This window comes from Pseudomonas lalkuanensis, assembly GCF_008807375.1.
In the GTDB taxonomy this organism is placed as follows: Bacteria; Pseudomonadota; Gammaproteobacteria; order Pseudomonadales; family Pseudomonadaceae; genus Metapseudomonas; species Metapseudomonas lalkuanensis.
In genome coordinates this window covers 1,926,105-1,939,241 of record NZ_CP043311.1, presented here as the reverse complement: position 1 = coordinate 1,939,241, position 13,137 = coordinate 1,926,105, and the positions used below count along the sequence as shown (strand labels likewise).

Sequence of the window (13,137 nt, the reverse complement as noted above, 5' to 3'; positions counted from 1 at the left end):
TGCCAAAAAGCAAGAATCAAAGATCAATAAAGTCCGGAGCATTCCCCTGATTCTTGGCCCATTCGTAAGCAGCTAAGTACTTCTCTCCTATATTTTTCCATGAGTACCGTGCCATGGCAAATTGGCTAGCAGCCTTCCCCATCTCCCGCTTGCGGGATGGGGACAGTTCCATCGCCTGCGATAATGCATTGGTCAACTGATTCACATCATTCTTAACTATCCAACCGTACCCCCGCTCGCGAAGATGTCCCCAAGGGGTAGCGTCGGTGGTAATTACTGGAAGCCCTGCCAGCATGGCTTCTGCCACTACGATACCGAAGTTCTCACTGTATGACGGCAAGACGAAAACATCAGCAGACCGATAGACCTGCCACTTACCATCACCATAAACCGGCCCTAGCACCCGAACGCTGGATTCCAGTGAGAGTTCACGAATACAGGCATTGACCTTCTCCTCGTACCCCGGCTCCGCATTCCCATACAAATGCAATTGATATCCATTAAGGTTAGGCACTTGAGCCCACGCCTCCAACAGATCCATGATGCCTTTCACGGGGGCCAAGCGTGAAAGAAAGAGGACGATCTTCTCACGAGTTCCATCTGCATAGCCCGGATCAAACCCTGCAGGAACATCAACTCCGTTCTCTATGACCGCGACAGGATTGGCTATCTCCAACCGCCTGATGCTTCCCAACTCCCGCTCAGAATTGACGATCAACAGCCTGGCCTTGGACAGGATTCGCCTCTGATAGAGGTGCCAAGCGAGGACTTTCTTCAGCCTCTTGTGGGCCATGGCCCAAGGTTCCAGCATCCCATGAGGACTCATGATCAACGGAACAGACCGGTCGAGAAAGAACTTGCTTGCACGCCACTCGAATGGCGTCCACAGGCCATGAATGTGGGCAAGTGCCGCTGCAGAAACAGAAACTTCCCGCCCCAGTAGTTCGGCCTTAACACCGATGCAAATGGTGTTTTCTGGCGGCAATTCAGGCATATATCCAACAAGCAAGCTCGAGTTGCCGTAGCTGCGGAGCAACTCGCGATGCAATGGCAGCACTGCTTGTGTCACTCCCCCACCGGTATTCCGAGCATCCCTAATTAAATTAAAAACCTGGACACCAGAGGCCCCATAAGCATTATTCAATTAAAACCTGCCAAGGTCTTTCTAAAAATGAAGAACTGGGAAAGCATGAGGAGTACTGCCGAAACGAAAAGTAATAGAAGCGACTCAACATTAGACAACATCGGTGATATTTTCTCGTACACCACATTAAAAAACAGAAACGCGACGACACAGCTTACGGTAGCCAGAAACATAGTTTTCGCTGCAGATTGAATATACTGCAATCGAGACACTACGTAGATACAAGTCACTATGAAAGACAGCACGTTATACCCAAGCCAAACCCAGGCAGCTCCGGCGACGCCATAGCGACCAACCAAATAAAAAAGAGCCATGGCCATTATGGGCGCCAGCACCAGATTCAGGTTAAGCGAAAAAGCTGTCAAGCCATGTGCCAACTGAAGTGCAAATGGAACTATCAACAGCGACTGAATGGCGGTACCCAGAAACAAAGGCGAGAGCAAGGGAGCAATATTCGATATTATTTCATCGGAAAAGAACAGCTCTAACACTGAGGCAGAGTAACAAAAAACAAAAAGAGAGGCCAATAAGAGAGTAATGATCAACGCACATGAACTGGCCGTGTAGATTCTAAGAATACGAACCTGCTCACCCGCACTGACCAAGGCGGAGAATTTCGGGTAGATAACCGGATACAACGCAGAGGAAAATATGTAGGGTAGACTTGCAAGGCTAGCGGCGAGCGTATAATAGCCATACCCAGTCAAATCAATCATCTTACTCAGATAAATTTTGTCGATCTGAACAACAACAATAGATGAAATAGAGACAAAAAAAACCCCCAACTGGAATCTACCATCACGAAATACGGAGCCAAATGAAGGTCTAAATATAAAAACCCTTTCGCTTGAGCGCAAGCAAACTACAACCAAAGCAACTACATAAAAGAGATGAACAAGGAATTGCGCCTCAAAGAACCGGTTCAGCTCACTGGAATCAATCTCAAAAGCATAAACAAATAAAACAACACCTAGAGTTCTAGAAATAGAATAAACTGAAAACAAAATACCATTTATAACAAGCATCTCGCGAGCCACCAGATAAGCTTGCAGTATTAGAGAGATGAATCCAAGAAATACCACCCCGCCCATCCACTCTACACAACGGACAACAAGATCAAATTCAAGCCCCTGAATAACCAACCACTCTTCTGAAATATCCCTTGCAAAAAAATAGACCCCACCACCGAAAAACATTCCTAAGATTCCAAATATCAGAAAATGAGCGGAGAGCGAAGCGCTTGATAGGGAGAGATAACGCACCGGCGCATATGAATGAAATCTTTTCATACTCGATAGCTTCCTGGTGAATGCGCTTGTCATTCCCCCATCCAAAGCCATTAATATCATTTGCAACATCACAAAAAAACCTATAAGACCAACCGATTCCATGCCAAGGAATTTTGTATATAGGGGAAGTGCCAGAAAGTTTGAGATTGCGTAAGAAAGCTTACTGACCAAGCTCGCAAAAAGAGACAGCCGCATTTGACTCATGTTGCAAGCCTATTTTCTACGATGTGTTGCTGATCAAGTCGTCGCAAGCTAAGCAGAACACAGATCGAGAACGCAAAGAGGGCTTCATAAGAAGATACTCCAGTGACATTCTCAAACAGACCATAGATCAAGGTCATTGCAACTCCAAGCTTAATTCTCTTGCCGATCAACCTATTCTCGACTGGAGTCTGCAAGAAAAAAAGCGAGATCAAAAACAAATACAACAAGAGCCCTGTAAATCCATACTCGATCCAAATAGACAGGATCCAGCTATGGTTCCCCCACTCAGACCTCGGCCACTGGACGACTTCAAGATAGGTGGTAAATCCTCCTGGCCCATCCCCGAGAACCGGCGAGCTTTGGACTATATTCCTACCTTGGTCCCACAACTCAACTCTTGCGAGGAGAGAGGGGAAAAATCCATCCTTCAGCAGCGCAAGCGCACCTTCCATGTTAAAAATGAACAGAAGGAAAACGGAAAAACAAATTACAGCCAGAGGCAGTACAAGTGCCGTAACCGTAAAACGGACAATCCCATATGCGAACAAAAATGTAAGCACAGAGAATACTGCACCAAACCGGGACATGGTCAATAAAACTGAAGAGAAAATAAACAAGGAACTCCAGAGCCGACTTTTTTCAACGGTAAAAGCCAGAAAGAACACCAAATAAACCGCAAGAAAGTTTGAATCCCCCAGTGGCAAACTCATATGAGATTTTAACTCATAGAACCCCCCTCCCTTGAGAAACACTTGGAGGATTCCATATAAAAACTTACACCAAACCAGCCCCCCAAGAAGTATTCCAGCATTCCGAATGGAGACTGAGAGTTTAGGACTATATGAAACGCCTTTGAAACACAGCAGCACTACCCCACCAACCCCAACAGGAATCAAGCTTGCAACATGCCTTCCCCAAGACGTTTGTGGGTTATAAGCTGAAGAAACTAAACCCAAGAAAAGCAAGAACCCGTAAACCAACAAGAACAAAGTCGATCGCGTATCACTTCGCCTGAAAACCTCAACGACCAGAACCGGTAAAACGACGAATAGGGCAAGCGGTAACGTAACCGAACTAGCACCTAACCAGATCTTGAGATTTCCGAGGACGAGAAAATAAGGAAAAAATAAAAACAAAGACTTCTGAAATGAAGTCTTTGTTGTTTTGTATTCCGCTATTGCTCCATGCACAAACGCACCTATTCCTTGAACACCGGATCATTACCCAATAGTTGTTCAGCCTTGAGCCTAGCATACCGAACATTCTCATACGGGCCGTACGCTTTCATCCCATTGTTCGGTAACGGATGAAGCATACGTTTAATTTTTCCTACCAGACGCTCAAAGAAAAATCCCAACCGAGCAAGTCTTACTGCTTCTGAGGAGTATCTTCTCCCCTCAACACCGAACAGGTATGTTTCAGCCTGCTCAATTGGCGCTCGAAAATCCGAGTGCCGCGCCTTGCATACTGCAATTAACCGACTCAAGTTGAAATCAACAAGTAACTCAGGAGCGCGAAAACTCAAAGTTTCCCAAGCTGCGTGCGCCCAAACGGTTTCAACACTGAAAAAGAATGGAAGTTCTTTTGGCCAAGTCAGATTTTTGAATGGCCGCATGTGCGGATCATTCTTGATGTCCCCTTTGTGCCTGTTAACGGCACTACGCCCTGTATTGCTACCCCCTGACGCCCCCGGGATCGTGAAAGGAAAATCAACTACATAAAAGTGCGTACTCACGAGCGCAAGCCCCAACGAGGCAGATATGTCAGGGCTCGTTCCATAGAACACCAAACCGGTGCTTTTCCTAAGTTCGTCCAGTAGCGTTTTTCTAACTAACCCATGATAGAGCTTAGGTAGACCTTCTGTCCCTTGACAAGCATTATCCAACGAGATCTTTAGTGCCTGAGCCGAATTTTTCTTTACTATTTTCCTACTGATTTTCCCAAGATAGAGTTTTCCAGCATGAGCGCGCCCATAGAATCGGGTCTTGAAGTCAGGCCATGAATACATCGCCTTTATTTCAGGAGTGAGAATATCAATTCCCATTCTATCTGCAAATTTTGCCGCCAAAATAATTTGACTGGAAACACTATCATCGTCGCCAATCAGACAAACAAACTCACCGGAAGCCAACGCAATCGCCTTCTCGTGATTCTGCGTCATCGACAGTGATTCTCCCCAATGAACGTAGCGTAGTCGATCATCAGAAACAGAAACTGCCCACGCTTTCAACTCACAGCTATCGTCACTGGTGTCATGAACAACAACTTCAAACTCGTTCGAATTAGTCTCGAGAATGCTCTTTACACACTCTATCGCATATTTCGATCTATTATGCGTAGGTATTACAATACTTAAAAGACGACGCTCGCCCATTACAAACGCCCACGCTTAATCAGAAAATGAGCCAACGCAAGGAAAGCGCCAAGCCCAACCCCAAAAATGAATCCACATAGCACTACAACAAACTTCCTAGGACCTGATGATATTTCGGAAGAAGCAACTCTACCATCCATATTGAAGATAGTTATATCTTCCACATTCACGTCTCTCACACTAAGAACCTCAAGTTCTTCCTGCAAGGTCCTCAGTGCCGGAATGTATGGATCGTCAGACACCCTGTTTTCCAAAACGTGCAGTTCGGCTTTCAAGACCTCAACGCCTTTCAAATACATCATGCTATCAACCATGGCGCCCGCTGCCTCGCTCGCAGAAAAAGATGCACCCTGCAGAACCGGCATCTTCACCAATTTTATTGATTCAGCAATACTCAGAGCCTCCTGCAACCGATGGATCTGATCAATTCGTCTCAGTTTCGCAATTTTGCGTAGCGCAGCCATCTCCAGCTTTATGCTTTTCCTTTTGACGTCAAACTCTTCATTGGAGTTTCCGACAACTTCCTTCTTGGCTAAAGAATCAACAACGTCCAAAAAACCTTTTGCGTGCTTAACTATCGACTCGGGGCTCTCGCCAGAAACAACCAGAACCAACCGCTCCGGCAGCGGTTCCACTGAAAATGAAACCCTATCAACGGAATCAACCACTCCGGTTTTCCGCCCAGTTTCAGATATTGTCTTATAATATTCCTGACGTGCGTAAGCCGACACTAGATTCTTCTTTAGTAAAGAAAAAACCTTATCACTAGTGTAAGGAGCAAACTCAGTACCCACTCCCCGACCCACATTAAGTGAGGAAATTTGGAGCTCTGTCGGTGGCAAAAGAGTGGCCCTGGCCTGATAAATCGGCTTCCCGCTAGAGGCATACAAAACAGAAACAATAGTGCACGTGGCAGTAACAAGGGCCACCCAAAGCTTTCGCTCCCAGAATGCACAGAAAATAGTCAATAGGCCAATTTCGTCCTGAACCATTTTCCCTTGGCAGTCGTTGCTCACAGAAACTCCTAAAAAGCAAAAAAACAAATAAAATGGTTAATTATCTTAGAATCAAATTACCCAGCCTCATACACTGGACTCTTGTAAACTCAGCTATCACTCATCTAGCGATGGTACAACTCGTGAAAACTAAAAAGAGAACACCGACACTATCAGTGTCCTGCTAAACTGTTAGATTGAAAACTCGAGATGCGGACATGCGGATGCTCGGCGCAACTCGCCTCTGCCCGCCTTACAAGAATCTAGCAACTATTCGGGTTCGTTGACCCTGTCTCGGAGTTCCTTCCCAGGCTTGAAATGCGGTACAAATTTACCGTCCAACCTGACTGACTCACCTGTCTTGGGATTACGTCCGACGCGCGGTGCGCGGAAATGAAGGGAAAAACTACCGAAGCCACGAATCTCGATCCGATCTCCTGTGGCCAATGCCTGGGACATCTGCTCGAGCATGGTCTTGATGGCAAGCTCGACATCCTTGGACGAAAGCTGGCCCTGATGAGTGACGATTCGTTCGATCAACTCCGACTTGGTCATGGTTTTCCCTTCTAATTCAAGCGGCTAGATCAGCTCATTGAGTTTTTAGCACGCCAGGAAGGCTTTGAACAGCCCAAAGCCGGAAGGGAAATCGCAGAAAACAAAAAGGGCGGCCTAGGCCGCCCTTTTTGCTGATGGAGCAGGGTAATTAACCCTGGTTCTCCATCTGAGCACGGATCAGGTCACCAATGGTGGTCGGGCCGGTGGACTCGACTTCCTGCTTGCGCAGTTCCTTCATGGCGTCCTTCTCGTCATCAACGTCCTTGGACTTGATGGAGAGGCTGATTACGCGGCTCTTGCGGTCGATGCTGATGATCTTGGCTTCGACTTCTTCGCCTTCCTTCAGCACGTTACGAGCGTCTTCAACGCGGTCACGGCTGATTTCGGAAGCCTTCAGAACACCTTCGATCTCGCCGCCGAGGCTGATTACAGCGCCCTTGGCGTCAACTTCTTTCACGGTGCCGCGAACGATGCTGCCCTTCTCGTGCATGGAGGCGTAGCTGGAGAACGGATCGTCTTCCAGTTGCTTGATGCCCAGGGAGATGCGCTCACGCTCCGGATCAACGGAGAGGATGACGGTTTCCAGCTCGTCGCCCTTCTTGAAGCGGCGTACGGCTTCTTCGCCAACTTCGTTCCAGGAGATGTCGGACAGGTGAACCAGACCATCGATACCGCCTTCCAGGCCGATGAAGATACCGAAATCGGTGATCGACTTGATGGTGCCGGAGATCTTGTCGCCCTTGTTGAAGCGGCTGGAGAAGTCTTCCCACGGGTTGGACTTGCACTGCTTGATGCCCAGGGAGATACGACGACGCTCTTCGTCGATGTCCAGAACCTGAACTTCCACTTCGTCGCCAACCTGAACGACTTTCGACGGGTGGATGTTCTTGTTGGTCCAGTCCATTTCGGAAACGTGCACCAGGCCTTCCACGCCCTCTTCCAGCTCGGCGAAGCAGCCGTAGTCGGTGAGGTTGGTTACACGGGCGGTCACGCGAGTGCCTTCCGGGTAACGAGCCTTGATGGCAACCCATGGGTCTTCGCCCAGTTGCTTCAGGCCCAGGGAAACGCGGTTGCGCTCGCGGTCGAACTTCAGGACCTTCACGTCGATCTCGTCACCAACGTTGACGATCTCGGACGGATGCTTGATGCGCTTCCAGGCCATGTCGGTGATGTGCAGCAGGCCGTCTACGCCGCCCAGGTCAACGAACGCACCGTAGTCGGTGAGGTTCTTGACGATACCTTTGACTTGCTGGCCTTCCTGCAGGGATTCCAGCAGAGCTTCGCGCTCGGCGCTGTTCTCGGCTTCCAGGACGCTGCGACGGGAAACGACAACGTTGTTGCGCTTCTGGTCCAGCTTGATGACCTTGAACTCGAGTTCCTTGCCTTCCAGGTGGGTGGTGTCGCGTACGGGACGCACGTCGACCAGGGAGCCCGGCAGGAACGCGCGGATGCCGCTGACGTCGACGGTGAAACCGCCCTTGACCTTGCCATTGATAACGCCCTTGACCACTTCTTCGGCGTTGAAGGCGGCTTCCAGAACCAGCCAGGACTCGGCGCGCTTGGCTTTCTCGCGGGACAGCTTGGTTTCACCGAAGCCGTCTTCCACTGCGTCAAGCGCTACGTGGACCTCGTCACCCACTTTGATGGTCAGTTCGCCTTGTTCGTTGAAGAACTGCTCGACCGGGATGACGCCCTCGGATTTCAGGCCAGCATGGACGGTGACCCAGTCACCATCAATGTCGACCACGATGCCGGTGATGATGGCACCGGGCTGCATGTCGAGGGATTTCAGGCTTTCTTCAAAAAGTTCTGCAAAGCTTTCGCTCATGTTCATACCTGTAGTCAAAGGCCAGGAAAGGCCCTATTCCGCACTCCAGCCAATGCGGTCAAGTCATCAATAGAAGCAACGAGGATCGAAGCTGGTATCCTGCGCCACCCCGGTTGCGACGCTTCCCACAAATGCGAAAAGCGACGCGAATCTCGGTGTTGACATTGGCATTTTCAACCTCCGGACGGAGGAATCGAGCCAACATAAGGGCTGGAATGGTAGCAATGGGGTAGACGCCCGTCAATCGCGCATCCCGCCCCATTCCAGAGGGTCGGCAGTCTACGCCGAACCGCCTTCACCCTGCAGATGAAGCGCCAGACGGCGCAGCATCGCATCGCATCCGGCCAGTTGCTCGCGGCTGATGAATTCGTCCGGCTTGTGCCCCTGCTCCATGCTTCCCGGACCACATACCACAGTGGGAATGCCCGCTTGCTCGAACAAACCGCCCTCGGTACCGAAGGCCACCGTGCCGAACTCCGTTGAACCGCTGAGCAGTGCGAGCAGTCGCGCGGCCTCGCTGTCCGGCGAAGTGGCCAGCCCCGGATAGGCGCTCAACGGCTTCAGGCTGATACCCGTTTCCGGCTGGACGGCGCGCATCCGCGGCGCCAGTTCGGTCTCCGCGTAAGCTTGCAGCTCATCCACCACCTGCCGGGCATCGAAGTCCGGCAGTGCACGCACCTCGAAATCGAACTCGCACTCCGCCGGTACGATGTTCAGGGCACGCCCGCCCTTGATGGTCCCGGTCTGGACTGTGGAAAACGGTGGATCGAAACGCTCGTCATGACGCTCGGGGCGCGCCAGTTCCGCGCCGATATCCCCCAGCTTGCCGATCAGCCGCGCCGCGTATTCGATGGCATTGACGCCATAGGGCGCATAGGCGGAATGACAGGCGGCGCCCTGGACCTGGCAGCGCACCGCCAGCTTGCCCTTGTGGCCCAGCACCGGTTTCAGCTCGGTAGGCTCACCGATCAGGCACAGGCGCGGCTTGTGGGGCCGCCGCTCCAGCTCCGCCAGCATAGGACGCACGCCCAGGCAGCCCACCTCCTCGTCATAGGAGAAGGCCAGATGAACCGGCAGCGTCAGCGGTCTCCCCAGAAAGGCAGGCACCGCGGCCAGCACTGATGCGATGAAGCCCTTCATATCCGCTGTACCGCGCCCATATAGCCGCCCTTCTCTCTCCGTCAGCTGGAAAGGCTCTACCGTCCATGACTGCCCATCCACCGGCACCACGTCCGTATGCCCGGAAAGCACGACGCCACCCCGGTCGCGAGGACCGATGGTGGCGAACAGGTTGGCCTTGGTGCGTTCCGGGTTATGAAAGAGCTCGCACTCCACCCCCAGCCCGGCGAGGTAGTCCCGGATGAACGCGATCAGCTCGAGGTTGGAGTCACGACTGACCGTCGCAAAGCCGATCAGCCGCTCGAGCAACTCGCGACTGGACGACTCACTCATCGCCCGGCACCCCGTAGCTGGGCGCGGCGGTCGGATTCAGCGCCCGGGTCAGGTAGTCCTGCATCTGCGGCCGATATGCCTGCCATAGGGTATCCAGTTGCCCGATGGGATCCTCTTCCGCCCAGTCGACGCGAAGGTCGATGATCGGCCAGGTGAGGTCCCCCATCACTTTCAGCGCCGCCGAATGCACGGGACCGGCTTCACCACCGGCCGCCATCGCGGCACGCATGGCCGCCAGCAGACGATCGGCCAGCACGCCGGGCGTTGCTTCGAAGGCCTGCACCATGACCTGGATCACCTGAGTGCCGGACAGCAGGTTCCCGGCAGCGACGCATTGCTCACCGGCTACCGCGTTGTGGACCCCCAGTGCCTCGCTGCCGCTGAACAGCGCAGTGCGACCCTGGGCGTCGATCACGGTCACCTGCCGGTACTGGCTCCAGCCGTTGGTGCTGAGTGCCCGGTCGAGAGCGGCCGCCGGTTCCAGTTGCTGCGAGTCGAGCAGGTCGAGGATCTGCGGCCCCAGGGCCGGCAGGGTGACGTTCTGGGTCGCGACCGCGCCGACCCCGGCCCGCACCCAGGGGCAACGGGCGCCAACGGCGATGCTGGAAGAACTGATGGCGATGCCGAGCTGCCCGGTTTCGGGGCAGCGACCGATAATGGAGAACGTCATGACCCTGCTCCTTATACCTGCTCCGGCTGCCAGTCGTCCGGAATCACCGCGATGACGTCGATCTCCATGAGCCACTGGGGCTGACCGAGTGCCGATACCACCAATCCGGTGGAGATGGGGAACACGCCCTTCAGCCACTTGCCGACTTCCTGGTAGACGGGCTCGCGATAGCGCGGATCGATCAGGTAGGTGGTGGTCTTGACGATGTGGGAAAGGTCGCTGCCAGCCTCTTCCAGCAGTTGCTTGACGTTCTTCATCGCCTGCTCGGTCTGGGCGCGCGGGTCGCCGAGGCCCACCAGCCGTCCCTCGAAATCGGTGCCGACCTGACCGCGAACATAGACCGTATTGCCGGCGCGCACTGCTTGGCACAGGTCGTTGTTCAGGGTCTGGTTCGGGTAGGTGTCTTTTGTATTGAACATGCGGATGCGGGTATGGGTAGGCATCTACTGGCTTCCTTTGAATAGTGCGTTGAGGGTGCGAATCGGGGCGCGCATGCGGGACTGATCCTTCAATCAGTCCTCGGCCTGGCGCTGCGCGGCGTCGCGATAGGCGAGGTATTTGCGCTGCGTGGCGATGTGGTCGGCGATGTGCTTGGCGTCGTGCCAGACCCCCCAGATGAAGGTGGAGCCGCGACGGGACAGCCAGGGCAGCCCGAGGAAATACACGCCAGGCTCGCTGGAAACACCGCGCTGATGCTTTGGCTTGCCGTTCGCGTCGAAGGCGTTGACCTGCAGCCAGCTGAAATCTACGGAATAGCCGGTGGCCCAGATGATCGAAGTGACGCCAGCCTCGGCGAGGTCGAGGTCCAGAATCGGATTGGCCACGCATTCCGGTTCCGGGAAGGTCTTGCGAGCTTCGGGTTCTTCCGGAAGGTCGAGACCATTGCGGGCGATGTAGGCATCCGCAGCATCCAGCAGCGACAGGTAGTTTTCGTCGCCGCGAGCGAGGTTTTCCGCAAGATCGGCCTGAAAGGTCACCACACCGTCATTGAAGGATTTCGTCAGGCCGACCAGCGTCATGCCCTCCTGGGCCAGTTCGCGGAAATCGACTGTCTTGCCGCCGCGGGCACCGCTCACCGCAATGGTGACGTGCTCCTTGCCCGGCCTGGCCGCCTCGGCATCCCACTCGCCAAGAACGCCCAGCCACCAGCAGAAATCACGGTTGCGGTAGGCGCGCGGAGGACGATCATGCGGCCCGACCGACAGGTAGACCTTCCGGCCGGCGCGCATCAGTTCATCTGCGATCTGCACCCCCGACGAGCCCGCACCCACTACCAGGACGGCGCCCTCAGGCATCTGCTCCGGATTGCGGTACTGGGCGGAGTGGATCTGCATGAGCCGATCATCCTTGGGCGCGATCGGCGGAATGACCGGACGCTGGAAGGGGCCGGTGGCAGATACCACGCGGCGGGCCTGGATCACACCTTCGGAGGTTTCGATCGTGAAGCCCGGGCGATCGGAATTGCGAACCACGCTCTTCACTTCCACCCCAGTGCGGATGGGGGCGTCGAATTTCTTCGCATAGGCCTCGAAGTACGCCGCAACCTGCTCCTTCGGGGCGAAGGCGTCAGGGTCGAGGCCTTCGAATTCCAGCCCGGGGAAGCGGTCGTGCCAGGCCGGGCCATTGGCCACCAGCGAATCCCAACGCCCCGTGCGCCAGGCTTCGGCAATGCGGTTGCGCTCGAGAACCAGGTGGGGCACGCCGAGCTTGCTAAGGTGCTCGCTCATGGCCACGCCGGCCTGGCCGGCACCGACAACAAGCGTATCTATTTCCATTTGTTCAACCGTCACGCCCATGTGCTTTTGAAAGGCGGCTTGGTTCAGGTCGGTCATGGCTTGCCTCCTCTGACTCTGATCTTTGTTGTTCTGCTGATGCGGCTATTTGTTGGGGTTGGCCGCATTCTGTTCAGAGGCAGGGATTCGCGAAATTATGATTTTTGTAGTCGCTGGCTAGGAAAAAGCTGCACGCGCGGAAAACCCCAGGGACCGCGCGGCACAAGGCTTCAGATATAGATTTTTTAGCGTCAGGCACGACATATTTGATGGCCCTGCGCGCGCCTGGCACCGGCTGGCTCGACTGATTCTCTCGACTAGGCCCCGGCGCGCTGCACCACTGGCGCCACCTCGCTGCTGAACACCTGCAACACCACGACACCCGCAACCAGCAACAGTGCACCCAGCGCCTTGCCCGGATTCAGCGGTCGCTCCGTCAGCCCCATCAGACCGAAGTGATCCAGGGCCAGGGACGCCAGCATCTGCCCTGCCACCGCCGCCGCTACGAAACCGCTCACCCCCAGCTTGGGCGCAAGGATCAACGCCAGGGAAATGAAGCAGACACCATAGGTGCCGCCGCTCCACACCCAGATCGGCGCCTTGGCGGCAAAGGCGAAGGACGGCATCGGCACACGCAGCGCCAGCAACAGCGGCAGCAACACAGCGATGCTCACCAGCAAAGACACCAGCGTCGCCCAGAGCGGATGCCCCAGACCCCGGCCCAACAGGGCATTGGTGCCGGCCTGAAGTGGCACTACGGCCCCGGCGCCCAGGGCCAGCAACAGCAGAAGAAGCGTTTGGATCGATGGCATGACAGGTACTCCAGGAAACTTTTCCTGGACTCTATGCAATCC

Annotated in this window: 12 protein-coding genes; all 12 read right to left on the bottom strand. The window is 54.1% G+C overall.

All coding sequences use genetic code 11. The features are described 5' to 3' along the window. Positions 1-16: 16 nt before the first annotated feature. Positions 17-1,144: a glycosyltransferase gene (locus FXN65_RS09130; protein WP_342212757.1), complete on the bottom strand. Its 1,128-nt coding sequence runs from the start codon at positions 1,142-1,144 to the stop codon at positions 17-19. Then, the gene (locus FXN65_RS09125; protein WP_151132773.1) at positions 1,141-2,637 is read right to left on the bottom strand and encodes an MATE family efflux transporter; all 1,497 of its coding nucleotides are present in this window, start codon (positions 2,635-2,637) and stop codon (positions 1,141-1,143) included. The genes FXN65_RS09130 and FXN65_RS09125 overlap by 4 nt, the downstream gene beginning before the upstream one ends. Next, positions 2,634-3,827, bottom strand: coding sequence for an O-antigen ligase family protein (locus tag FXN65_RS09120; protein WP_151132771.1), 1,194 nt, complete (start codon positions 3,825-3,827; stop codon positions 2,634-2,636). Before FXN65_RS09120 ends, FXN65_RS09125 begins: the two co-directional genes overlap by 4 nt. An 8-nt stretch (positions 3,828-3,835) precedes the next feature. Further along, on the bottom strand, positions 3,836-5,011 hold the full coding sequence (locus FXN65_RS09115; protein WP_151132770.1) for a glycosyltransferase family 2 protein: 1,176 nt from the start codon (positions 5,009-5,011) through the stop codon (positions 3,836-3,838). Further along, positions 5,011-6,027, bottom strand: coding sequence for a Wzz/FepE/Etk N-terminal domain-containing protein (locus FXN65_RS09110; protein WP_151132768.1), 1,017 nt, complete (start codon positions 6,025-6,027; stop codon positions 5,011-5,013). The genes FXN65_RS09115 and FXN65_RS09110 overlap by 1 nt, the downstream gene beginning before the upstream one ends. Positions 6,028-6,276: 249 nt before the next feature. Next, positions 6,277-6,561 carry an integration host factor subunit beta gene (ihfB, locus tag FXN65_RS09105; protein WP_120651811.1) on the bottom strand — a complete coding sequence of 95 codons (285 nt, stop codon included), beginning with the start codon at positions 6,559-6,561 and terminating at the stop codon, positions 6,277-6,279. Between the two features lie 148 nt (positions 6,562-6,709). Next, on the bottom strand, positions 6,710-8,389 hold the full coding sequence (gene rpsA / locus FXN65_RS09100; protein WP_151132766.1) for a 30S ribosomal protein S1: 1,680 nt from the start codon (positions 8,387-8,389) through the stop codon (positions 6,710-6,712). A 279-nt stretch (positions 8,390-8,668) separates the two neighbouring features. Next, positions 8,669-9,841: an acetylornithine deacetylase gene (gene argE / locus FXN65_RS09095; RefSeq protein ID WP_151132764.1), complete on the bottom strand. Its 1,173-nt coding sequence runs from the start codon at positions 9,839-9,841 to the stop codon at positions 8,669-8,671. Continuing rightward, entirely contained in the window at positions 9,834-10,511 is a 678-nt protein-coding gene (locus FXN65_RS09090; protein WP_151132763.1) for a DUF1028 domain-containing protein, read from the bottom strand. Before FXN65_RS09090 ends, argE begins: the two co-directional genes overlap by 8 nt. A gap of 11 nt (positions 10,512-10,522) precedes the next feature. Continuing rightward, positions 10,523-10,954, bottom strand: a complete 432-nt coding sequence (locus FXN65_RS09085) for a RidA family protein (protein ID WP_151132762.1) — start codon at positions 10,952-10,954, stop codon at positions 10,523-10,525. A 69-nt stretch (positions 10,955-11,023) separates the two neighbouring features. Continuing rightward, entirely contained in the window at positions 11,024-12,343 is a 1,320-nt protein-coding gene (locus FXN65_RS09080) for a flavin-containing monooxygenase (RefSeq protein WP_151132760.1), read from the bottom strand. Positions 12,344-12,600: 257 nt separating this feature from the next. Further along, positions 12,601-13,095 (bottom strand): DMT family transporter, encoded by a 495-nt coding sequence (locus FXN65_RS09075; RefSeq protein WP_151132759.1) that lies wholly within the window; start codon positions 13,093-13,095, stop codon positions 12,601-12,603. Positions 13,096-13,137: the final 42 nt, after the last annotated feature.

Excerpts from the sequence above, each read along its gene's own strand:
- FXN65_RS09125 (WP_151132773.1), bottom strand. The coding sequence starts at position 2,637 with ATGAGTCAAATGCGGCTGTCTCTTTTTGCGAGCTTGGTCAGTAAGCTT.
- FXN65_RS09115 (WP_151132770.1), bottom strand. The coding sequence starts at position 5,011 with ATGGGCGAGCGTCGTCTTTTAAGTATTGTAATACCTACGCATAATAGA.
- ihfB (WP_120651811.1), bottom strand. The coding sequence starts at position 6,561 with ATGACCAAGTCGGAGTTGATCGAACGAATCGTCACTCATCAGGGCCAG.
- rpsA (WP_151132766.1), bottom strand. The coding sequence starts at position 8,389 with ATGAGCGAAAGCTTTGCAGAACTTTTTGAAGAAAGCCTGAAATCCCTC.
- argE (WP_151132764.1), bottom strand. The coding sequence starts at position 9,841 with ATGAGTGAGTCGTCCAGTCGCGAGTTGCTCGAGCGGCTGATCGGCTTT.
- FXN65_RS09090 (WP_151132763.1), bottom strand. The coding sequence starts at position 10,511 with ATGACGTTCTCCATTATCGGTCGCTGCCCCGAAACCGGGCAGCTCGGC.
- FXN65_RS09085 (WP_151132762.1), bottom strand. The coding sequence starts at position 10,954 with ATGCCTACCCATACCCGCATCCGCATGTTCAATACAAAAGACACCTAC.
- FXN65_RS09080 (WP_151132760.1), bottom strand. The coding sequence starts at position 12,343 with ATGACCGACCTGAACCAAGCCGCCTTTCAAAAGCACATGGGCGTGACG.
- FXN65_RS09075 (WP_151132759.1), bottom strand. The coding sequence starts at position 13,095 with ATGCCATCGATCCAAACGCTTCTTCTGCTGTTGCTGGCCCTGGGCGCC.